The sequence below is a fragment of the Photobacterium frigidiphilum genome (assembly GCF_003025615.1).
Classification (GTDB): Bacteria; Pseudomonadota; Gammaproteobacteria; order Enterobacterales; family Vibrionaceae; genus Photobacterium; species Photobacterium frigidiphilum.
On sequence record NZ_PYMJ01000010.1, the window covers coordinates 153,270 to 177,192 of the forward strand.

21 protein-coding genes are annotated in these 23,923 nt (G+C 40.3%); 11 read left to right on the top strand and 10 right to left on the bottom strand.

Going from position 1 to position 23,923, the window contains the following annotated elements; genetic code table 11:
* Positions 1-199: 199 nt before the first annotated feature.
* The gene (locus C9J12_RS12370; RefSeq protein WP_107242995.1) at positions 200-865 is read left to right on the top strand and encodes a DNA-J related domain-containing protein; all 666 of its coding nucleotides are present in this window, start codon (positions 200-202) and stop codon (positions 863-865) included.
* Between the two features lie 151 nt (positions 866-1,016).
* Positions 1,017-1,862: a pirin family protein gene (locus C9J12_RS12375; RefSeq protein ID WP_107242996.1), complete on the top strand. Its 846-nt coding sequence runs from the start codon at positions 1,017-1,019 to the stop codon at positions 1,860-1,862.
* 120 nt (positions 1,863-1,982) lie between these two features.
* On the opposite strand, the gene lpxL is transcribed toward C9J12_RS12375, so the two are convergent.
* The 5 genes from lpxL to C9J12_RS12400 form a co-directional block, all read right to left on the bottom strand.
* Positions 1,983-2,915 (bottom strand): LpxL/LpxP family Kdo(2)-lipid IV(A) lauroyl/palmitoleoyl acyltransferase, encoded by a 933-nt coding sequence (gene lpxL, locus C9J12_RS12380; protein WP_107242997.1) that lies wholly within the window; start codon positions 2,913-2,915, stop codon positions 1,983-1,985.
* A gap of 311 nt (positions 2,916-3,226) precedes the next feature.
* Positions 3,227-3,808 (bottom strand): NapC/NirT family cytochrome c, encoded by a 582-nt coding sequence (locus C9J12_RS12385; RefSeq protein WP_011218729.1) that lies wholly within the window; start codon positions 3,806-3,808, stop codon positions 3,227-3,229.
* A gap of 13 nt (positions 3,809-3,821) precedes the next feature.
* Positions 3,822-4,283, bottom strand: a complete 462-nt coding sequence (locus C9J12_RS12390; protein ID WP_107242998.1) for a nitrate reductase cytochrome c-type subunit — start codon at positions 4,281-4,283, stop codon at positions 3,822-3,824.
* Positions 4,284-4,295: 12 nt separating this feature from the next.
* Entirely contained in the window at positions 4,296-6,788 is a 2,493-nt protein-coding gene (gene napA / locus C9J12_RS12395) for a nitrate reductase catalytic subunit NapA (protein WP_107242999.1), read from the bottom strand.
* Positions 6,789-6,859: 71 nt separating this feature from the next.
* Positions 6,860-6,997 (bottom strand): periplasmic nitrate reductase, NapE protein, encoded by a 138-nt coding sequence (locus C9J12_RS12400; RefSeq protein ID WP_081470346.1) that lies wholly within the window; start codon positions 6,995-6,997, stop codon positions 6,860-6,862.
* Between the two features lie 276 nt (positions 6,998-7,273).
* Here C9J12_RS12400 and C9J12_RS12405 point away from each other — a divergent pair, with 276 nt between their 5' ends.
* Both C9J12_RS12405 and C9J12_RS12410 read left to right on the top strand, forming a co-directional pair.
* The gene (locus C9J12_RS12405; protein WP_107243000.1) at positions 7,274-7,567 is read left to right on the top strand and encodes a winged helix-turn-helix domain-containing protein; all 294 of its coding nucleotides are present in this window, start codon (positions 7,274-7,276) and stop codon (positions 7,565-7,567) included.
* Positions 7,568-7,667: 100 nt separating this feature from the next.
* Positions 7,668-8,750, top strand: coding sequence for a site-2 protease family protein (locus C9J12_RS12410; RefSeq protein WP_107243001.1), 1,083 nt, complete (start codon positions 7,668-7,670; stop codon positions 8,748-8,750).
* Between the two features lie 159 nt (positions 8,751-8,909).
* Here the strand turns inward: C9J12_RS12410 and C9J12_RS12415 are convergent, their stop codons facing one another.
* Positions 8,910-9,263, bottom strand: a complete 354-nt coding sequence (locus C9J12_RS12415; protein ID WP_006232055.1) for a YajD family HNH nuclease — start codon at positions 9,261-9,263, stop codon at positions 8,910-8,912.
* 508 nt (positions 9,264-9,771) lie between these two features.
* Here C9J12_RS12415 and C9J12_RS12420 point away from each other — a divergent pair.
* The 4 genes from C9J12_RS12420 to C9J12_RS12435 all read left to right on the top strand — a co-directional run bounded on the left by C9J12_RS12420 (position 9,772) and on the right by C9J12_RS12435 (position 15,753).
* Entirely contained in the window at positions 9,772-10,422 is a 651-nt protein-coding gene (locus tag C9J12_RS12420) for a DUF2760 domain-containing protein (RefSeq protein ID WP_107243019.1), read from the top strand.
* Positions 10,422-12,257 (top strand): Hsp70 family protein, encoded by a 1,836-nt coding sequence (locus C9J12_RS12425; RefSeq protein ID WP_107243002.1) that lies wholly within the window; start codon positions 10,422-10,424, stop codon positions 12,255-12,257. The genes C9J12_RS12420 and C9J12_RS12425 overlap by 1 nt, the downstream gene beginning before the upstream one ends.
* Before the next feature lie 201 nt (positions 12,258-12,458).
* The gene (locus C9J12_RS12430; protein ID WP_107243003.1) at positions 12,459-15,437 is read left to right on the top strand and encodes an Hsp70 family protein; all 2,979 of its coding nucleotides are present in this window, start codon (positions 12,459-12,461) and stop codon (positions 15,435-15,437) included.
* 112 nt (positions 15,438-15,549) lie between these two features.
* Positions 15,550-15,753: a hypothetical protein gene (locus C9J12_RS12435; RefSeq protein ID WP_006232059.1), complete on the top strand. Its 204-nt coding sequence runs from the start codon at positions 15,550-15,552 to the stop codon at positions 15,751-15,753.
* A gap of 79 nt (positions 15,754-15,832) precedes the next feature.
* Here the strand turns inward: C9J12_RS12435 and C9J12_RS12440 are convergent, their stop codons facing one another.
* The 4 genes from C9J12_RS12440 to C9J12_RS12455 form a co-directional block, all read right to left on the bottom strand.
* A complete protein-coding gene (locus C9J12_RS12440; protein ID WP_107243004.1) occupies positions 15,833-16,693 on the bottom strand; it encodes an ABC transporter in 861 nt (286 codons plus the stop codon).
* Positions 16,690-17,547 carry an ABC transporter ATP-binding protein gene (locus tag C9J12_RS12445; RefSeq protein WP_107243005.1) on the bottom strand — a complete coding sequence of 286 codons (858 nt, stop codon included), beginning with the start codon at positions 17,545-17,547 and terminating at the stop codon, positions 16,690-16,692. Before C9J12_RS12445 ends, C9J12_RS12440 begins: the two co-directional genes overlap by 4 nt.
* Entirely contained in the window at positions 17,531-17,914 is a 384-nt protein-coding gene (locus C9J12_RS12450) for a GntR family transcriptional regulator (RefSeq protein ID WP_107243020.1), read from the bottom strand. The genes C9J12_RS12445 and C9J12_RS12450 overlap by 17 nt, the downstream gene beginning before the upstream one ends.
* A gap of 704 nt (positions 17,915-18,618) precedes the next feature.
* On the bottom strand, positions 18,619-18,987 hold the full coding sequence (locus C9J12_RS12455; protein ID WP_011218739.1) for a hypothetical protein: 369 nt from the start codon (positions 18,985-18,987) through the stop codon (positions 18,619-18,621).
* Positions 18,988-19,545: 558 nt separating this feature from the next.
* Here C9J12_RS12455 and C9J12_RS12460 point away from each other — a divergent pair.
* From C9J12_RS12460 to C9J12_RS12475, 3 genes are all read left to right on the top strand, one after another.
* Complete coding sequence (locus C9J12_RS12460; protein ID WP_107243006.1) at positions 19,546-20,628, top strand: ribonuclease T2 family protein; 1,083 nt, start codon at positions 19,546-19,548, stop codon at positions 20,626-20,628.
* 1,081 nt (positions 20,629-21,709) lie between these two features.
* The gene (locus C9J12_RS12470) at positions 21,710-23,179 is read left to right on the top strand and encodes an alanine/glycine:cation symporter family protein (protein ID WP_107243007.1); all 1,470 of its coding nucleotides are present in this window, start codon (positions 21,710-21,712) and stop codon (positions 23,177-23,179) included.
* 269 nt (positions 23,180-23,448) lie between these two features.
* Positions 23,449-23,811 carry a hypothetical protein gene (locus C9J12_RS12475; RefSeq protein WP_107243008.1) on the top strand — a complete coding sequence of 121 codons (363 nt, stop codon included), beginning with the start codon at positions 23,449-23,451 and terminating at the stop codon, positions 23,809-23,811.
* Positions 23,812-23,923: the final 112 nt, after the last annotated feature.

Consider the following 23,923-nt stretch of genomic DNA (forward strand, 5'->3'; position numbering starts at 1 on the left):
AAAATAGACTTTGTTAAGGTCTCGTTTTTATTTATTCCACCCCCTACTTTTTCATGTCTACGTTCACGACCCTGCAAATCATTTCACAGATCATCTGCTGATATGACTAATCAATTGAATTACTCTAAACTTTCACTATAGTAAACAATAGATAAGCTTTATTCATTGCGAATGTAGCAATCAAGGATATGACCTTTATATGCAAATGAATAGTGAGCAATCATATTGCCAATCACACCATGACAATCCTCTTATTTGGCCCATCATTACGCTATTAAAAGAGCAGCCAACAGGTTGGATGATCCATACCCTTTCAGAAGAATTAAAACAACGAGGGATACTATCAACGCTGGATAACGAGCCGGAAAAAGATCTATTTAAGCGCAATTTTCTATTGATGAATGCACTATATCAACTGCAAGAAATGTTGCTGCCAGAACAATGGTTGCAAGCACAAGCAATGGACATTCAGCTCTCTCATAATCTTAGCTCGAACAATAATCAAATAGCATTCAACGACCCACTGCGTGAATACTATTTAAATTGGAAAAACTACGATGCTGATACTGCAACCATTCAAAACTTACTTTCTTCTTTTTGGCACCGTTACCAAGATCATATTGGCATTCATTCTTCAAAAAAATCAGCACAGAATCCATCAAGTTCACGGCATACATTTCATACAATCAATCAGCAAGATTTAATGACTTTAGAACTTACTATCGACGCAAAGCCTAACGAGATTCGTCGTCAGTGGCGTAAACTTGCATTGCGGTGGCACCCAGATAGACCTAATGGCGATGCGCATCAATTCAGAATAATTTGTGAAGCATGGCAAAGAATACAAGAGCATTTGAATATCTAGGTCACTTGAATATCTAACTTAGTTATACAACTCATTCGAATTTTTCTAATAAGCTGTTCACTTCTGCTGTCTGTTAACTGATCCATCGTCGCTCTACACTGATTGCATCACTCAGTTGAATTCAAAATCTGAGTTTCAGTTCGGAGGCCTTATGGCGATTAGACGTATTAAACAGATTCTTCAATCACACCCATCATCTGATGGTGATGGTGTTAAAATTCAACGTATTCATGGTTTTGATAACGGATTATTCTCTCCATTCCTAATGCTTGATGAACTTAAATCTGACACTCCAGATGATTATATTGGTGGCTTTCCATCGCACCCTCACCGAGGAATTGAAACATTAACCTATATGTTAAATGGTCACTTTCAGCATAAAGATCATATGGGTAATACTGGCGAGTTACGTGATGGCGGGGCGCAATGGATGTCGGCAGGTCGCGGGGTTATTCACAGTGAAATGCCAGTCATGTCTGACGGAAAGCTGCATGGGTTCCAGCTTTGGATAAACCTTCCTGCGGCAAAAAAAATGCTACCCGCGCAATATCATGATTTTCAACCAGAAGAAATCACAGAAAAAGCATTTAATACGAAAAACCTTATTCGCATTATTGCAGGTGATTTAACCATTAAAGGGGAAACCCTAACTGGTCCATTACAAAAAACAGGTGTACCAACCACAATTGCAGATTGGCAAGCTGGTAGTGGTGAAACATTCGGCAGCTGTTTAAACCCCGATTTCCAAGCCATGCTATATGTGTATAAAGGCGAAATTGAAGTAGAAGGTACAACCGTTATTGCAGGACAAATGGCAATCTTAGATCAGGGCGAAGGATTAGCACTTTCTGCCTTAAAAGACAGTGGCGTTTTGCTGCTTTCAGGTATTCCAATTGACGAGCCTGTTGTGCACTATGGGCCTTTCGTGATGAATACGATGGATGAAATAAACCAAACTATTCAGGATTATCAAAACGGCACGTTAATTGATGATTGAGACGATCAATGCACAAGTACTGACGTACGTTGATATAAAAAGCCCACTGTTGTGGGCTTCTAAATTTCTAGCGTAATACCATTCTAGGTAAGTAGTTGGTCATAATATACTCGCTTGGTATTATTGCGTATATAAACACGCTTCGCCTTCTGGACGAGTTTTAAAGCGTCGATGTAACCACATGTACTGTTCAGGTGCCTGCATAATTGAGTTTTCTACAATCTTATTAATGAAAGCTGCACCTTCTTCAGGATTTTTATGAGGGAAACCTTCAACTGGCGGGTACATGGTTAACGTGTACTTACCAGAAGCGCTGTCTCGTACCATAGTAAAAGGTACAACAGCACAATCTGTCGCATCCACTAATAAACTCGTACCAGTTGTTGTACATGCGTTATCAACGGCAAATAAAGGGGCAAACGTTGAACGACGGCGTCCGTAATCATGATCAGGTGCATACCAAACACGCTCACCACGGCGAAGAGCACGCAACATGCCTTTCACGTCTTTTCGATCAATCAACGTACGGTTTGAACGTGCTCGACCTCGGTACTGGAAAAAGTCATAACAAGGGTTGCCGTTTGGGCGGTAAACACCCGTGCCCGACATTTTAATACCAAATGCACGTGCGCCTAACTCAAGGTTCATAGAGTGTACTGCAACGAGTAATGCCCCTTTGCCTTCAGCTTCCAGCTTTTTCATGTGCTCTAGGCCTTTGATATCAACGTGACGGTTAACACGTACATCAGGCCAAAACCAAGCCATTCCTGATTCGAACAGCGCGAGACCAGTATTGTCTATATTTTTCTTAATCATCACTTCGCGTTCGTCTTTCGACATGTTCGGGAAGCAAAGCTCTAAATTACGATTAATGATTTTACGGCGTTTTTTCATAAAACGCATTGCTAAGCGCCCTACTCCCTGCCCCATTCGATATTGAATAAAATAAGGTAACCAACTAATTAAATACATTAGCCCAACAAAGAATAGTGTTAGCCAATAACGTGGATGTAAAAGCGCTTTAGTAAATGTGGGAGGCGTAAAGTTACTCATAAATAAAAAAGTGAAACCTAGTTATATTTGTTATTTGGTATGCAACAGACATGCACCCAAGCTATTTTTTTTTGACGCTCAGCATTGTATTACCAATAGTTGCATTGTGAAAGAAATAGCCGACGTTTGTTGGTTGAAGTGGTATGAAGGCGTCATTTTGTGGCAATAAGAGCGCAATTTATGATAAAAATTGAGCAAATTACCCTTATTGATTTACAGGCTCTGATTTACAAGATCGAAAAAAACGAGCCATGAACAATCATGACTCGCTTCATTTCAATCTTGGTTTCCACTAAAACACGATTTTTATTTTAAAAGCCTTCAACCCCTTTCATTTCAGGTAAGTGATGTGCAATACCTTTATGGCAGTCTATACACGTTTTACTGCCATCGGCGAGCGCCGTTGAATGCTGCTTTGAAGCACGTGTTGATTGACGAGTGAAATCCATATAGACGAATTCATGGCAATTGCGGCACTCTAATGAATCATTTTTTTTCATCCGAGCCCATTCCCGTTCAGCCATTTCACGCCGCCGAGCTTCAAATTTTTCAGGGGTCGATATTGCCCCAGTAAGCCAAGCAAACACTTCTTTAGAAGCTTGCATCTTACGCGCCATTTTATCGGTCCAATCATGCGGTACATGACAATTAGAACAAATAGCACGTACACCGGTACGATTCGTAAAGTGAATAGTACTTTGTATTTCTTGGTACACATCATTCTGGTGACAACTGGCACAGAATTTTTCAGTATTGGTTAATTCCATTCCCGTATTAAATGCGCCCCAGAAAATGATCCCTGCAATAAATCCGCCTAATGTTAAAAAACCAAGGCTAAAATATTTAGGGGGTTGCCTAATAACGCTCCACCACTTTTTAATCCAAATCCACATACTGGTTTCTCCCTCACGGCTCTTGACCTATTAACGAGTCAAGATCGGTAAAATCAGTATCCACCAGCAATTTGGCATCTGATTGCGTTACATGGCATTGTTGGCAAAAGTAACGCCTAGGTGAAAGCTCTGCCAAGAAATTACCATCACGATCCATGTAATGGGTCACACTGATCATGGTTGCTTGCGTATCTGCCACGCGGCTTCTTGCGTGACAAGACATACATTTATTCGCCTTTACATCGACTTGATAGTTATCGATTTTATGAGGAATAAGTGGAGGCTGCATAGGGTAGCTACGCGCAGGTATTATGTCTGTATTGAGTGTCTTACTCATGGGTGGCGGAGTTGGTTCTTGATTAAGCGGTACTTTTCTGAGCGTCGCTAAATCAGAATCAACGGTAGCGGCCACGCTTACCGTTATGCCCACAATTGCTACCGCCGAGAATAAAATCGCCAACATTAATCGTTTCATTGTCATTCCCCCTTATGCCTTCACAATCTTGACTGCACATTTCTTGAAGTCAGTTTGCTTAGACAGTGGATCGGTTGCATCCAGTGTCACCTTGTTGATGAGTTGGCTAGCATCAAACCATGGAACAAACACCAAACCTATTGGCGGCTTATTTCTACCTCGCGTTTCTACCCGTGTAATAATCTCACCACGGCGAGAGACCACCTTTACTGCATCACCACGGCGTAATCCTCGCGATGTTGCATCGTCAGGGTGCATAAAGACTTGCGCATCTGGGTAGGCTTTAAACAATTCAGGCACACGTTGTGTCATAGAACCTGAATGCCAATGCTCAATAACACGGCCCGTACTTAGCCACATGTCATATTCTTCATCGGGGCTTTCTGCGGGCGGCTCATACGGTAATGCGAAGATGATCGCCTTACCGTCTGGTTTACCATAAAACTCAAAAACAGCCCCTTCTTTTACATAAGGATCTGACCCTTCGCGATAGCGCCACAACGTTTCTTTTCCATCAACAACCGGCCAACGTAGACCGCGTGTTTCGTGATACATATCGAAGGGTGCTAAATCATGTCCGTGCCCACGACCAAACTCGGCATATTCTTCAAATAAACCTTTTTGAACATAGAAACCATAATAGTTAGCTTCATCGTTCAACTTTCCTTCAGCAAGATCGCTAAGCGGGTATTTGTTCACTTTACCGTTAACATACAGAACATCGAATAACGTTTTACCTTTGTAATCTGGATTGGCATCTAGTAATTCTTTGGGCCAAACTTCATCGGTTGTAAAGCGCTTTGAAAACTCCATCAACTGCCAAAGATCTGATTCTGATTCTCCTGGTGCTTCAACCATTTGGTGCCAAAGTTGAGTTCTGCGTTCAGCATTACCATATCCACCTTCTTTTTCTACCCACATTGCTGTCGGTAAAATTAAATCAGCAGCTTGTGATGTGACGGTTGGATAGGCTTCAGAAACCACAATGAAATTGTCTGGATTACGGTAGCCCGGTAAGGTTTCTTCGTTTATGTTTGCTCCTGCTTGCAAGTTATTATTCACTTGGATCCAATACGCATTGATCTTACCGTCTTTTAGCATCCGAGATTGCAATACCGCGTGTGCCCCTACTTTGCTTGGTATTGTGCCATCAGGTAGTTTCCAGATTTTTTCTGCCGTTTTACGATGTTCGGGATTAGCGACCACGAGATCAGCAGGTAATCGATGGGCAAAAGTACCCACCTCTCGTGCTGTACCACACGCAGAAGGCTGACCTGTTAGAGAAAATGGGCTGTTACCTGGAGTGGATATTTTCCCTGTTAACAAGTGAATGTTATAAACCAAATTATTACACCATACGCCACGCGTATGTTGGTTGAACCCCATGGTCCAGAACGAGGTAACTTTGATCTCTGGGTTAGCATAAAGCTCGGCAAGTTCAATCAGTTTATCTGGTTTAACACCAGACATTTCACTGGCTTTTTCAACCGTATATTCCGACACAAACGCTTTGAATTCTTCAAATGTCATTGGTGTCGAGTCACCACTATCTGGGTTCTTAGCCGCTTGCTGTAGTGGGTTTTCAGGTCGAAGCCCATAACCAATGTCGGTAGCTCCGCGCCGGAAGTTAACATGCTTTGAAGTAAAGTCTTTGTTGACCTTGTCGTTGGTAATAATGTAGTTGGCAATGTAATTAAGAATGGCTAAATCAGATTGGGGAGTGAAGATAATAGGAAGATCAGCCAACTCAAAACTACGATGTTCGAACGTGGATAACACAGATACCTTCACATCAGGTACAGACAATCGACGATCTGTTATACGTGTCCACAAAATGGGGTGCATTTCTGCCATGTTTGAGCCCCATAAAACAAACGCATCGGCTGCTTCTATATCATCATAGCAACCCATTGGTTCATCAATACCAAAGGTACGAATAAAGCCAACAACCGCTGACGCCATACAGTGCCGAGCATTCGGTTCAAGGTTATTTGAACGAAAGCCTGCTTTCATTAACTTAGAAGCCGCGTAGCCTTCATAAATCGTCCACTGACCAGAACCAAACATGCCTATCGCTTCTGGTCCTTTTTCTTTTAATGTTTTCTTCCATTTTTCAGCCATGATATCAAATGCTTGATCCCAGCTGATTGGGGAAAACTCACCGTTTTTATCATACTTACCATCAGTCATTCTTAACAGTGGCTGAGTCAGGCGGTCTTGCCCATACATGATTTTTGATAAAAAATAGCCTTTCACGCAATTCAATCCACGATTAACAGGTGATTTAATGTCGCCATGTGTGGCAACCACTTTACCTTCTTTCGTGCCCACGTTAACCGAACAACCTGTTCCACAAAAACGACAAGGTGCTTTCTCCCATGTTATCTTAGTCAGTGAAGCATCAGTCACAACATTGCTCGCACTTATTGGTATTGAGATACCTGCTGCAGCAGCTGCCGAAGCAACAGCCTGTGCTTTAATAAACTTCCGTCGAGAAACTTTCATTATTACCTCTCCAGCGTTACTCGTTTCTTACTTCATTAATGGCATCTGTGTACAGGCTGTATTACAGCCCCTCACCCCGTCACAACTTGTAGGAACCACACAAAGAAGCCATAGCCACCAACAGCAGCAAAAGCCAAGATTGGAAATAAAATAACAGTGATAAAAATAAAGGCTTTAAGTTCGATGCGACGTTGGTTTTCATGTTCCATACGTCTACTCCGTGTTCGTTGAGTTACTGTTAACTCTAGTCATAGATGGGAATTTTGATAAGTAAGTGAAAAATATTCGCAACGACTGTCTATTTATCATTACTTAGGAAACAAATAGCTGAACAATCAATACAATTTTCACGACATAAATTGAAATAATTGCCAATATAAGCAGAAGATAATTAATGTTATTATTGATATACCCAAGTCACCTCAAGGTGCTCGTTTTTGCTCTTAACGTTAAAGGCAAACATTCTAAAAGGACGTTAAATCCCCATGACAATCAGCAAAACAAAATCAAGTTATTATCGTCGCCTGTACGTTGCACACTTAATTGAGACAGGTATAGCAAGTGTACCAGCACTTATTGAATACACTGGTATGCCGCGTCGTACAGCGCAAGATACGATAAAAAGCCTTGCTGAATTAGACATCGAATGTGTCTTTCAGCAAACAAAAGGCGAACGTAACCACAGTGGTCACTACACAATTACCAACTGGGGTGCCATTAACAAACACTGGATTAAAGAAAACTTAACTGATATCAAATCAGCGTTAGATTATCCATAAAGCATGCTCATTCATCATTTGTCTTTACGCCTTTACATCACCTCGGCATAATTACGCGCAATAATCCTCATCGATTTATCTTCGACAAACGGAATGACTCTTGGAATTACTATCAATTGATTTTCTTGGCCAGCCTTTACGTATTGAAGGCTCTATGGCTGGTTGGCAACAGCTGTTTTGGAATAACACCTTAGTTTCACAACTTAATGCACATGCCGACCATAACGATAAGCACCTGCATGAATTTGAACTGACTAATGGCGATAACGTCATTAAATGCAGTGTAGAAGTAAATCTTAGCTGGCAACCTTTTTTCGTTGAATACAAAGCCACTGCCAATGATCAGCTCGTTGCTAACGGCTCGCGTAATGAAAAAGACATTGAACAACAAACACCGCAAGTTACCCCTAAAGCAGAGCGCCGCTTTAGCTTAATTGGTCTTGCATCGTTAGGAATGAAAGCACTGAAAAGTGCAAAATTGATTAAAGTCGTATTAGCATCGGCCAGCCTTGCCGCTTATTCATGGTTATTTTCAATTCAGTTCGCCTTAGCATTACTGGCTTGCTTAGTATTTCACGAGTACGGCCATATCCGTGCGATGAAGTACTTTGGTATGAAAACGAAAGGCATTTACTTAATCCCATTTTTGGGTGGTTTAGCATTAAGTGATGAAAAAATTAACACGCGTTGGCAAGACGTTGTTATCTCGATTATGGGGCCACTGTTTGGCTTAATCATGTCAATTGCCTGCGTAATTGCCTATTGGGTAACTGGCAACATGTTCTTTGCTGGGCTTGCTGTTTTCAATGCCCTATTAAACTTGTTCAACCTGTTACCGATCCTGCCTTTAGATGGTGGGCATGTACTTAAAAGCATCAGCTTCTCGATGAACAGTAAAGTGGGTATCGCGTTATGCCTATCTGCTGCGATTGGGGGGGTGGTATTAAGCTATACATTGGGCTTAACGTTATTCGGTTTCTTATTGATTATGGGCTGTGTTGAAATTCTATTTGAATGGAAACACCGTCATCAGAGTCATTTATTGCCATTAGATCGTTATGGCCAAATCTTCTCGTTCGCTTGGTATGTCGGCTTAGTAAGTTCACTAATCGGTATTATATGGTACTTTGCGAGCACAGGTGATGAGCTACTACGATTACCAATGCAGATTCTAGGAACTTAAGCCTTAAAACTGGATTCAAACAATACTTAGGGCGTAGCGATAAAATAAAAGCGCTTCAATATTTCTAAAAAAAGAGCGGTGCTTGTATAAGCCCCGCTCTTTTTGCCTTTACTTTACCGTTAATATCGAGTGTCTAATCGCTCGATATTACGTCTTAATTTATTTTTTCTTGTTCATCATTGCTTTTAAATCAGCAAATGGATTAAACGTCGCAGCTTGGTGATCATCTTCACCCGCTACAATAACACTGCCACTTTGTTGATCGTGTTCAGTGTATTTTTCATGTTCATGATCGTGACAGAAAAGACACAATAATTCCCAGTTACTACCATCTTGAGGATTATTAGTATGATCATGATCCATGTGGTGAACCGTTAATTCACGCAAGTTAGAATAAACAAATTCACGAGAACAACGTCCACAGACCCAAGGGTAAATTTTCAGTGCTTTTTCTCGGTAACCTTGCTCTTTACGAGCATAGCTGGCACTTGTGCCATAATGATCAGACGACATATCTCAACCTGTTATTTCTTTAATCAGCTCTATTTAGCATAAATTTAAATCACTGTTTTTAGCAATACTCATCAAAAACAGCACCTGAAATGCATTCATACTAACCAGTAATATACCTATTGAAACACTGACACGGGTAGTAGTGCAATACAGAAGTCACAAGGATATAGAGATAGTCACAGACACAAGTAAAAATAAGGGGCTAATTGATGAAAAAAGAGCCCTGTTTTTGATCTACAAATGGATAAGCTCGACATATATATCATGGTTTTTTATTGGGTTTAGAAGTATAACAAAATCAACATCAAGCTATGACAAAGTTATGTCAATCTCATGATTGGTTGTAAAATAGACTAAGACACCGATTCTTATTAGTTTTGGGACAAAAATTGCTGTTCGATTAGATGTAATGCAATGCTGTTATGGTAGTATTTATCCCAAATTGTTCATAGTGAATCGATTTTTCACTGTTAAGAGTAAACGAATTATGGCTTTTGATTTTTCTAGTATGACTGTTGATTTGTCAACGATGCCAACCACGATTGACTTAGGTCATGCTTGGTTAGGCGGTTTAGTTTTGGTTTTATTGGTACTGTATATTGCTAAAAAAGGCAAGCCAGTAGAAGTAGAAAAGATTGTTGAAAAGCAAGTCGAAGTAGAGAAAATCGTAGAGGTTGAAAAACCTGTCGAAAAGATTGTTGAGAAGATCGTCGAAATCCCAGTAGAAAAAATCGTTGAAGTTGAAAAGATTGTTGAAGTTGAACCAAAACTAAAAACATCGGCACCTGATGCTGCACTTCAGCTGCTTTCACTGCTTCAACAAGAAGCTCGCTTTATTGACTTTATGCAAGAAGACCTAAAAGGCTTCGCCGATGCAGAAATCGGGGCTGCTGCCCGTGTTATTCACGAAGGCGGTCATAAAGTACTAAATGAATACTTTACCTTTGCCCCAATCCGTTCAGAAGACGAAGAGAGCCGTATCTCATTACCTGCTGGCTTTAATGCGTCAGAAGTACGTCTTACAGGTAACGTTGTTGGCGAAGCGCCATTCAATGGCACCCTAATCCACCGTGGTTGGAAAGTGACTGATGTTAAACTGCCTAAACTAGCAGAAGGTCACGATGTACGTATCGTAGCAGCCGCTGAGGTAGAATTATAATGCCAGATAATCAAGAGCATCAATTTAGCGTTGGTATCGACTTAGGTACCACGCACTGCGTATTGTCTTATGTAGATTTGCACGATGAAGATGCAAGCGTTCAAGTTATGCCGATTCCTCAACTAACCACACCAGGTAATGTTGAAGAGAAAGATCAGCTTTCTTCATTTATGTACCAAGCACACGAGTCTGAGCTTGCACCAGGTGATACTTCATTACCTTGGAATAGCCAGCCAAATGCCATTGTCGGTGCAATGGCGCGTACGCTTGGCAGCAAAACCCCTATTCGCTTAATCTCTAGCGCTAAAAGCTGGCTTTGCCACGGTGGTGTAAACCGTCGCGACGCATTTTTGCCGCTAAATAGCCCAGAAGAAGTAGCAAAAGTATCCCCTGTTGATGCGACCTGTGCGTACTTATCGCACTTGGCTGACGCGTGGAATAACCAACACCCAGACACGCCACTGTGTGACCAAGATGTCACGATTACTGTTCCTGCATCTTTCGACCCTGCGGCACGTGATTTAACGGCTGAAGCTGCCCGTAGTATTGGTCTTAAACACCTTACATTGCTTGAAGAACCTCAAGCAGCGGTATATAGCTGGATCAAGAACAACGATACTACATGGCGTGACCAAGTAAATGTTGGCGATATTATTCTTGTTGTCGATATTGGTGGCGGTACAACTGACCTTTCATTGGTTGCTGTAACTGAGGAAGATGGAAACCTGACACTTAACCGTGTTGCTGTTGGTGACCATATCTTACTTGGTGGCGATAACATGGATCTGGCGCTGGCTTACCGTTTAAAGATGAAGCTAGCTCAAGAGGGTAAACAGCTGCAACCTTGGCAAATACAAGCCATTACTCATGCTTGTCGTGATGCTAAAGAAGCATTGTTAAGCGATGCTGAATTAAATGCTGTGCCAATTGTTGTACCTAGCCGCGGCTCTAAACTGCTTGGTGGCACGTTGCAAACTGAGCTAACGCAAGAAGAAGTGCAACAAACATTGGTTGAAGGCTTCTTCCCTCGCACAAGCGTAGAAGAGCACCCAGTACAAACTGCACGTGGTGCACTAACGCAAATGGGTTTACCGTATGCACAAGATGCCGCGGTTACTCGCCATGTAGCGCACTTCTTAAGCCGCCAGTCTGCTGCGGTTGATGAATTATTCGAGAAATACGACCAATTACACGACGGTTTTATTCGCCCGACTGCGATTCTATTCAACGGTGGTGTGCTTAAATCATCGCTGATTTCAGAACGCCTACTCTCGATCATGAATAACTGGCTAACAACAGCGGGTAGTGAAGACGCAAAATTACTTGAAGGGTTAGATCTTGATCTAGCGGTTGCAAGTGGTGCGTCTTACTATGGTTCAGTTCGTAAAGGCCAAGGTGTACGTATTCGTGGTGGTATCGCAAGTAGCTACTATGTGGGTATCGAAAGCTCTATGCCTGCAATTCCAGGTATGGAACCACCACTGGAAGCATTGTGCGTCGCACCATTTGGTATGGAAGAAGGCTCTCATGCTGAAGTACCTAGCCAAGAATTCGGACTTGTTATTGGTCAGCCAGTACAATTTAAATTCTTCGGTTCAACCGTTCGTCGAGAAGATCCTGTAGGTACTCACCTAGATTGGTGGCAACCAGAAGAACTGGAAGAGCTACCGGCTATTCAGGTAACACTGCCCGTTTCTGATGGTCGTAGTGTTGGCGAGATTGTTCCCGTACGCTTAGCCTCTCGTGTAACAGAATTAGGCACGCTTTGCTTAGAAGCAATTCCAAGCGATGGCGGCCAGAAATGGCAAGTCGAATTCGACGTTCGCGAAGCTTAAAACCTTACACATACGGCGCATCATACGATGCGCCGTAATTTTTAGGTCTCTATATACCATTCGAAGCGAATTTCTAATTTTAATAAAGAATGGTATAAACCAGCTGTCCTATAACAAAGTATCTCCTGAACATTCTCATTGCTTATTTCAATTTCATCACTCTATTGTGCAATGATCTCAGGACTGACTCTGGAGCAAAAAATGTCTTCACCCTCTTCACCTCGCTTTCTTGTCGGTATCGATTTAGGTACGACACACACAGTTGTTGCTTACTCACCCATTCCCCAAGACTCTGAACCGCATTCATCAGATCATGCGCTAGATAAAACCGCATTTCTTGCCGAAAAAACGCAGCAGCTTGAAGTTAGCCCCATAAAAATATTTGAAATTGATCAACTGATTGCACCGGGTGAAGTTGCACGTAAAGCGTTATTACCGTCTTTTCGTTACCACCCTGCACCAGGGGAAATGAATGAAGCTGAACTCGTGCTACCTTGGAACATTCAGCCAGTCGAGGGTGAAGTTAACAATGCCATTATTGGCGAATTCGCGCGCGATTTAGGTGCAAAGGTTGAAGGTCGTCAAGTTGTCAGTGCTAAAAGCTGGCTATCACACACTGGTGTTGATCGCAGTGAAGCTATTCTTCCTTGGTCTTCAAGCCGTCAATCTTCAATTGCTTCAACGGGCGACATTGCAAAGGTTTCACCTGTTGTTGCCAGTGCCAGCTATTTAAACCATGTACGCCAAGCATGGGATTATCACCACCCTGACAACAAATTATGCCATCAAGAAGTGGTGATCACTGTACCTGCATCTTTTGATGAAGGTGCGCGCGCATTAACTATCGAAGCTGCTGCTATGGCTGGCTTACCCAATGTACTTTTACTTGAAGAGCCACAAGCCGTTTGTTACGACTGGTATGCTCAAAATAAAAAGAACGCTGAAACACTGCTTCAAGACATACCATTATTAATGGTATGTGATGTAGGTGGTGGTACAACCGATTTAAGCTTAATCAAAGTCGGTACTGAAAAAGGTAAATTATCTCTTAACCGTATCGGCGTAGGTGATCACCTCATGCTAGGCGGTGATAACCTTGATTTAGCCCTCGCCCATAAAGCAGAACAACGTCTACACGGCGACACTAAAAAATTAAGTGCAGCAGGTTTATCTAAGCTGATTCAGCAAACACGAAAAGTAAAAGAACAGCTGTTGTCTGGCAACGCACCTGAGACTGCAAAAGTCACGTTACTGGGTAGTGGTTCACGTTTAATCGGTGGAGCCAAAACAATAGAACTAACGCGACAAGAAGTACATGATATTGCCCTAAACGGTTTCTTTCCTGAAACAGAATTTGACGACCAACCGAGTCATAGACAAGCGGCGGTTGTCGAATTTGGTTTACCGTATGCGGCCGATCCTGCTATTAGTAAACACCTCGCGCAATTTATTGATCTACACGACAGTGTTTGCCGCGATGCATTACTGACTCATAATCAACATGCTGACACAAAAATTGACCTCATCGATGGCCAGCCAATTATTCCGTCAGCTGTATTGCTAAACGGTGGTGTGTTCAATAGCCCACTTTTGACCAAGCGAGTGCTTGATATTTTCTCACATTGGCGTGGTGACAGTGTCACAGAGTTAAGTAACCCCCACCCTGATTTAGCCGTTGCTTATGGTGCCGTTGCGTATGCAAAAGCACGGCACGGTGCACAGTTAAAAATTGGTGGTGGCTCAGCGCGTTCTTTCTTCCTAATGCTGGGTGATAAAAAGAAAAATCAACAAGGTATTTGTTTATTACCGAAAGGTACCGAAGAAGGCACTGAAGTTCGCTTAACCCAACGTAAATTTGCTCTAACTCTGGGGGAACCTGTTCGTTTCAATCTTATTTCATCAACTGATGATAGCCAGATTGAAGCGGGAGGATTATTAACAATAGATGAAGAAAACAACGAAGGGAGTTATGTTGATCTTCCACCGTTTATTGCAACACTAGACAGTGAACGAGATCGTTCAGAATTAGCCGCAAACCAAAAAGATCGAGAAGAAGTGACTCTAGCTTGCCAACTAACAGAAGTGGGTACGCTTCAAATTGAATGTGTCAGCGTGACAGATGAAAATAAACGCTGGAAAGTCGAATTCGCTATCCGTAAGAATTTAGCACGCCTTAATCGAGATAAAGATAATTCAACACTTGCTGAGCAATTATTGCCTAATCGTATCGATGAAGCAAAATCTGCCATTAAACTCGTTTATGGCGGCAGTAAAAATACAAATATCCAAGCGATAAACAGCGGTAAAGCAATTAAAACGCTACGTAACGACCTCGAAAAAATGATTGGTAAGCGTGATAACTGGGACGTACCTTGTTTACGTGAATTAGCTGATACCTTAATCGACAGTCGTAAACGTCGACGTCGCTCTGATATACATGAACGTAATTGGTTGAAACTGACGGGCTTCACTATGCGCCCTGGTTTTGGCTACCCGGCAGATGAATTCCGCATGGAACAAGTCTGGGCATTGTATCAACACGGTGTACAATTTGATTCCAATACGCAAACATGGAGCGATTGGTGGACATTCTGGCGTCGCATCGCTGGCGGGCTAACCCAAGATCAGCAACTTGTTATTTTTAAAGATATCGCTAAATATATTAGTCCGAATGCAACACGTAACGGTAAGCTAAGCAAAGAAATGCAAGAGCGCAGTTACGAAGACATGGTACGTTTAGCGGCATCTCTTGAACATTTACCGTTCGAAAACAAGCTACAACTGATTGAATCATTATTTGGACGCTTACAAAAACCACAGTACTCACAAGCACATTGGTGGGCTCTTGGCCGTATTGGCACGCGTAGTCCTTTTTATGGCAGTACGCATAATTTGCTATCGTCTGAACATATTTCATACTGTTTACCAGAACTCATGGAGTTTGATTGGCGCAAAGATCCCAACATTGGGTTTGCCGCAGTAATGATGAGCCGAATGACTGGCGACCGTACGCTCGATATTAATGACGAAAATAGAACCAAAGTCATTAACAAATTGAAAGCAAGTAAAGCGCCTGAAAGTTGGATTCAAATGGTATCAGAGGTCAAAGTATTAACAGAAGCAGAAACTAAACGTGTTTTCGGTGATGCACTACCTACAGGATTAAGGCTGATCGGTTAAGCTTTCGTTAGGGTAAATGTTGTTATCATAAGCTCATATAAATCATTTTTACCAAATTCAATAGGTAGTAAGTCTATTGGATCTGAGTTTAGAGAAAATAGTGAGTAGAGTTATGACACATTCCCAATTTAAGTTAATTGCTCAACGTATCTTTAAATCTGAAGAGCAACGTTCTGCCGTTGCAGCAGTAATCTTTGATGGATTATCAAGCTATGAAGCAGAAAAACGTTTTGAACTTCCGAAAGGCACTTTGTCTCGAAATGTACGTAAGTACAAAAGTGAAGTTCATTACATAACGAACGTAGCAGCAGCTTAAGCATCGAATTTAGTTTAAAAAAACGGAGAGCCTATGCTCTCCGTTTTTTTATAACAATAGTTCTAGGTATTACTTAACCTTAACTATTCATCCCTAGCTTTCTAGCAAAGTCATCTGACGAACGTAGCTTCGCACACATCCAGAAGAGTGCGATACTTGCCGCTAATAAAGCGATTAATGTCACAGAGCCAACACTAGAGAAGACTGTAACTGGGCTATCACTGGTTAAAATCTTAAACGGCAGATTGTAAATCTTGCTAATCCAATCCCCTACTACGCTGCTACCAAATACCATATAAGCCATTAATTTAATCATAACGACCGCAATAAATAAGGTAACCAACGGGTGATTAGTGATTTGCGACAAAACCATCAACAAACAAGCAACGGGTAATAATGCCAGACTCACTAATACCATGCGCCCTAAAAAATCAAACCAATGCATAATCAAGCTAGCAAAACTGATTGATGATGTCGCCAACATATCAGCAGGCATAAACCAACTCGCTAATACCCAAACAATGACATCAGAAAATAATAATAATATCGAAGCGACTAAAGGAATAACCACTAGTGCAAAAATCAATTTCACGGCTATCGCAAGATTGTCTGACACTGGCATTGAGCGCCAAAACATCAAACTTCCTTCTTGGCGTTCTTTACGTAGTGTTTTAGGTACATAAGAAAAGAAGGTAATCGTTGCGACAATACCAGCCACAATAATATTCAATTTACCGATAATACCCGCATAACCCGTCACATTAGAAAAACCAGCCCACTCATCCATACCTGAAATTTGATAGCTGATATTTAAATTATCACCGCCACTCATCACAAGCATAAAATTAACAACGGCAAAAATAGCCAAGAACAAGGGTAAACGTGTAACCAATTTATGCTCTAAGAATTCTTTCTCAAGCATATAGATAACAGGGCTCATAACTGACCCTCCAGTTGTTTTGCAATGAAAATATCGGCTAGATTTGGCTGCGACAATTTACCTAATGGCACAAGCAACTCTCGTTCAATATTTTCAAATAATAAATGATGTTGCCCTAAACCTGACTTTTCATAAATTGGAGACAATGCCTCTGCAGAAGACAAATTCGCTTGCTCAACAGTTACAGCTATATAGTTATCTTCAATATCAGCTAATGGTGCTTGTAATACCACTTCACCTTTTCGAAGCATTAATACATCGGTTAACAGGTGCTGAATTTCAGATACTTCATGACTCGCAATAATTAATGCTCGGTCACCATCATGAAACCACTCCATTAAATAACGATAAAATGTATCGCGGTAAATCAAATCAAGACCTAACGTTGGTTCATCTAAAATCAATACTTTAGCATCAGTCGACATCACCAATGCAAGGTGTAACTGTACTTTCATGCCTTTTGAAAGACTGCCGATTTTACTTTTATTCTTTATGTCTGTTTTTGATAAAAATTCATCCATTTTTTTTCGGTCAAAATGAGGATGAACACCCGCTGTATATTTAATGAGTTGAGAGACTTTCATCCACTCGGGCAATACTGCTACATCAGAAATATATGCCAGTTGTGAAACTATTTGTGCACGATCTTTTTGCGGATTTAATCCAAAAATACTCATTTCACCCGTATAATCTTGGGCGCCAAGAATAGATTTAATCAATGTCGATTTGCCCGCACCATTATGACCGAGTAAACCTAAAACTTGCCCAGCTTTAAGTTCGAAACTGATATTCGATAAAGCTTTTTGCTGGCGATAAGACTTACTTAGCTTTTCAGCTTTAATCAATACTTCCACTTTTCACTCTACCATTCTTTTCTAATTCAATAACAAGCTCATCAATCGACAAACCAATTCTATTTAACTTATCTACAAGATCAGGCAACTCTTTCTGTAAGAAGTATGACTTCTGGTTTTCTTGAATAACATCCATAGCACCAGATAGTACATACATTCCTTGGCCTCGTTTCTTTTCAATTAATCCTTGATCAGCCAGTAACTGATAGCCTTTCATTACGGTTAAATGGTTAATTTTCAAATCAGCGGCAACAGCCCTTACCGATGGTAATGCCGTACCTTCTAGCCACGTGCCATCAGCTATCTGATCTATAATTCGTTGGCTCAACTGTTTATATATTGGTAGTTCATCATTCCAGTCATTCACCGATCGCTTACTCATCGCACCCACTGTTATAGTGATATATAACACCAACACAATGAAATGCCAAGTCTCATAGCATGTATCATTGATTCAATTCGCAAAATATTAAGAAATAGGCAGAATTACGCCACTAACACAAAGACATGTAAACGATATACCCAAGCTACCTCAAGATGCAGGATTCAGAGTGATCTCAGCTAAAAAGAGGATAAGGAGTGTTATAAGCAATAAAGTATGTAGAAGGAAGAATTACAGGGTATGGAGCCAAAAAGATACAACCGCGCATTCTCAATATTCAGAAAGGCGGTCGATAGTGCTTACTAAATCATATACCCAATTTTCAACGTAGAACGACTAGGTCTATAAATAAGTGCCTTGCCTAGAACCCAACAAATTCTCGCTGAAACGAGTATCTTGAGATAACTTGGGTATAGGCCTAATAATTCAAATAACGACAGTTAATAGATTCACTTAGAAACAAGTTCGAAATAGTGAAAATGTTGACTTAAATTTTGTATAAATCATTTATATGCCTACACAAAATAGTGAGGCTGGCATGTATATTAAATCAGGCAAATAATATTACGATAAACATAGAATATCGATCAGCAATCGATAATATTCAATTGCCGACGTCAGGAATACTTAAACCAACCCTAATGGTTGTTTTTTGTGAAATATATTAAGAATCAGAAGCTTACGATAAATTATTCTGCAACATTGTCTTCTGAAACGATATCACTTCCCATTAACTCTTCAGGATGAACACCATCTTTTTCCATTAATGCCAATATTTCATTCATACGAACAAGACGAGCTTCTTCTTTAAATTCATGTAATACAGCAATAAGGTTATTGATCTTATAAAGAGGCATACGTTTAATTACCGCTTTTTGACGACCTGGTACTTCATCAGCAAAATCAGTCAATGCTTGTCTATAATCAAAACGCTCATCACTTTTAGCGGGTTTTTGTGGTTCTTTAATAATAGTACTTGAATCAACAACCGTTGTGCCAGATTCAACACCTTTTAACATTTCACTCAGCGCTTTTTCTGCAGCTGCAAAACTATCCATGAATTACCTCAGGGGATCTTACGAATCAATCACTGAGCTTGGTAAAACTCAGGGGATTGCATTAACAATAATTCCTATACAAGAAAATTTCCGTATAGGTCATTCGTTCATTACGTAGGTTGCATAAAATTAACAACCCATCTGAAAGACGAGATTGAAATCAGTTCTACCAACTAACATACCAAGAATGATACTTGGATATTTTAATTATAATTGAAATTCGCGATTTAGATGTCATAGATGACGACTTGAGTGTTAAATATACCTGTAGAATGCATTTATGTGAACATAAATTTATCATTACAGAATAATTAGCCTAAATATATCGCCGAATATGTTCGCCGACTGTCTTTACATGATTAAACACGCCAAGCGACCATTACATAAATGCAACCCAACAAACACATTGAAACTACAAATTCCACTTAGTGTAATAATACACTCAAAAGTAACAGATACGCAATTTTAGACAATTTATTCTTTTTTGACAATTGTTATTATTCTTTGTTTTCAATAGACTATAATAATTTAATCGATTACATCTCAGAATTTATCCTTATGTTACTGTACCTAAAAGCTCATTTGCACTTACAGCAAACTGCCACGTTTATCATTCAACAGATTAAACATCATCGGCTTTGTGCACCCATCATTCGTGTATTCTTGCTTTTTGTCGGAATAACCAGTTTCTCAACATTTGGATCCATTCCTGTTTCTGGTAATTTTACTGCATCGGCTACCTGCCCTGCCTTTCAATCTTTTCGAAAAGAAACAAATCCAGATAATATCCAATTGATCAGTAACCGACGCTATGAAGCATTATCGATAAACACCAAAGACTGGTTATGGGTTCAACTTCGTATTCCAGATGCATCCCCTCCTGTTCGTTGGGTTAACAAACATTGTGGCACCGCAGACTTTAAACTTAATGGCAATACCGCAAGCAATAGCAATGCAAACAATAACAATCAGCAAACCCAAAATAGCTGCCAAACCCCTAATGATTTTGATTCTTATGTGCTAGCCGTTACATGGCAACCAGGCTTTTGCGAGCATGCTAACTATAAAGGACGTAAGCCCGAGTGCAATGCTATTAACAGTGGGGAAAAAACGATATCACATTTAACGCTTCATGGTCTGTGGCCGAATAAAAGAAGCTGTGGCATTAACTATGGCTACTGCGATAGTCAGGCAACACTTAACCTATCATCTGCAACAATCAAAACAATCTCGCCGTGGATGCCTAACTTTTTTTATCAAAATAGCTTTGGTGAGTATCAATGGAAAAAGCATGGTGCATGTCAGAATTTAAACGATGATGACTATTTTTTAACAGCGATAGACCTAGTAAAAAAAGTGAATGCGTCCCCTATTGGCCTTTATATAAAGCAAAACATTGGGAAAACAGTCTCTGTATCTGAGTTCAAAAATCAACTGACGCAAACACTTGGAACCAATGCGGTTAATCGCATACGCTTATCGTGCAGTAAAGGTCGTTATCTAACAGAAGTTCAATTAAACCTAGAACGAGATTTTAACCCTGATGATAATTTGGTAAGCCAGTTGGAAAAAGCACCGAAAAGCAGCCGTTTTCAAGGAAATTGTAAGAATATGATCCATATAGAAGAATCTGGTCGATAACTGACCTCTAAAGCAAAAATGACAATCTGTCATTTAGCGTTAGGCATCAAAAATCAACTATGAATCTCATTTCTAATTTTGCATTAGAGACAAGCCAAAAATACTCGTAGTAACATTAAACAGATTTTCTCAAGGAGACAAAAATGGAAATATACCCTACATGTAACAAATGCGGGCAATCTGATGAATATTTGGTTAGCCATGAAAACAAATACATTTGTATATGTGGACATGAGATCAAAATTACAGAATCAACCCTAGAGAGTAATGATGTACACCAAGATTTAATGAGTTATCTAAAAGAAGATTCTTATCAGATTCACTAAGAGCAACAACAGCGCCAAATCCCTAGAGGTTTAACACTTCTCTGCATAATATAAAAATTAAGACTAGGCACTGGCATTCACAGTTGGCTGAAGATAATCCTAAAACTCCCTTTGGGGGGAGTTTTAACTTCCCCATAATCAAACTTCGTCTGATCTTGCTATAGATTAAACCTATTGAACGGCACATTTTAGTGCCTAATATTGGTATCAACTTATTCAGTCTGAAAGAACATTGTATTGATTCACTCTTTATTCAGATATCTTGATAAAATACCCACAATTAAATAGTACCATTAAGCTTTTGTTACAAATATGAAATCAAACATAACCAATAATACAGCTTTATTAACCGCAAAAAACGTTAACAGCAGGTTAAATATCTGTTTATTTGCAATTGTACGGTGTTCTTTAGCGATCGCCATAAAAGAGCTCACGAATTATTTAAGTTACTGTTATATAACAACAAATTAAACGGGACATAATACGCTATGCCTGCGCCCCACAGAAATCATTCATAAAACGTGATCTGCATCACGCTGACAATTTGAGATTTCATGCTAAATTTCAGCGCCTTATCAGGGCAATGCTATCGATTCAATGTTTCACAATTGTAAATGCAACTGGTTTCAAGACCATGCAATAGTGGAAAATAAAAAATATAAATTAAGAATCGTATTCATGAACAATAACTGAAATGGATGTTTCAGTTCGCTCATCAACGTCCGTTGAATGAGACTTAGTTACAGGATAATTTTATGAGTGTTTTAACATCAATGAATGACAGTCTAATGACTGTTATCAACGCGGTTAACGGTGTTCTATGGGGCCAAGTGCTTATCTACATGCTTGTTGGCGTAGGTGTATACTTCACAGTGCGTTTAGGCTTCATCCAGATTCGTCAATTCAAACATGCTGTTGGCGTGCTTAAAAGAGGTAAGAATTCCGAAACAGGAATTAGTTCTTATCAAGTATTTTGTACATCAATGGCTGCTCGTGTCGGTACTGGTAACATGGCAGGTGTTGCTGTAGCACTGACAGTCGGTGGACCTGGCGCAATATTCTGGATGTGGGTTATCGCCCTATTCGGAATGGCAACTGCCTTTGTTGAATCAACCCTTGCACAAGTATACAAAGTAAAAGACGTCGATGGTCAATACCGTGGCGGCCCTGCTTACTACATGGAGAAAGGTTTAGGTCAACGCTGGATGGGCTCACTGTTCTCAGTATTCCTGATCATTGCGTTCGGTTTAGTCTTCAACGCCGTTCAAGCAAACACGATTACAGATGCACTAAATCATTCATTTGGTTTTGATGAAACAACAATGGGCATCATTATTGTTATTGCCTCTGCTTTCTTCATCATGGGTGGCTTAACTAAAATTGCAAGAGCTTCTGCTCGAATCGTTCCAGTAATGGCAGTGGGTTACTTAGCCGTTGCTGCACTTGTTGTTGTAATGAACATCTCAGAGCTACCAGCAGCATTAACATTAATCGTTAAGAGTGCATTTGGTTGGCAGGAAGCTGCCGCAGGTGGTGTTGCATATACGATTGCCCAAGCAATGCAGAGTGGTATCGCTCGCGGTCTATTCTCTAACGAAGCCGGTATGGGTTCTGCTGCAAACATCGCAGCAAGTGCAACACCAAACCCTAACCACCCTGCATCACAGGGTTTCGTTCAGATGCTAGGTGTATTCGCCGATACTATCGTTATCTGTACAGCTTCTGCTGCAATGATTATGCTTTCAGGCGTAATGGATCAGCCAGATGCAGCATCAGGTATTGGTCTACTACAGCAAGCACTAACGAGTGAACTAGGTGGCTGGACAACTTACTTCATGGCAGCAGCAATCATTCTTTTCTGTTTCTCATCTATTATTGCGAACTACAGCTACGCAGAAACAAACATCATGTTCTTGAACGGTAACACGAAGAAAGGTCTATTTATCTTCCGTTTAACTGTTCTTGGTATGGTTATGTTTGGCTCTGTCGCTTCCCTACCTGTGGTATGGAGCCTAGCTGATGCATCGATGGGAATGATGGCACTGATTAATATAGTGGCATTGCTTCTACTCTCTAAGTTGGCATTCAAAGTTATCAAAGACTACGAAACACAGCTTAAAGCAGGGAAAACACCAGAATTTGATCGCTCTAAGTTCCCTGAACTGGAAGAGTTAGACGGTGCATGGCATCCTGAAACGATGAAAGAAGCACGTGCGAAGTCATAGTTAAAATTATTAACGACTAACTTCCACGAGTAACAAGAAGCCAGTGCATTGCACTGGCTTTTTTGTTCTCGATATCCAAACGACCTTAAGATTAAAAATACACTTAGCGAGTCGTTCAGATATATATTTAAGGAATAGATCATAACATTCAGTAATGATTCAGCCCATATTGATATTATGAGCAGACAAAAAACACGTATATTTACTGTCTCTAACCTGGAATATTTACGTTGCTCTAATTTAAATTCATTACTGAAGGTATGATTATCATGTATAAGAAATCACTTATTATTCTATTTGTACTTACATCAAGTATCGCTAGTGCATCAGTCAATTTTGATGACGCAATGAATAACAATTCCATGCAGATAGAATCTAAAGATAATAGCAGCGCTTTATTTTTCAATGAGACTAAAGGTATCTTTGGATTAATAGAAACCAACAAAGAATGTAGCCCTTCATCTCAAAAAATATCACTCAATCATGATGGTGATCTTTATCACGCAAATCAATACTGTACTAACGGTTCACGCATAACATACTCCCACTTAGCTGCAGCGAATGTTTTGCTAGAACAAATAAATAAGAACCGTACAGTTACGGTCAATGGTATTGAATTTAATCATATATAAATATCACCAATTATAATGGATGACGCTTATCCAATCGCAAATAACACAATACTCAAAAAGGCCTCTACCAAGACCTTTTATAAAAAATAAATATTAAGCGCCGTATATATCA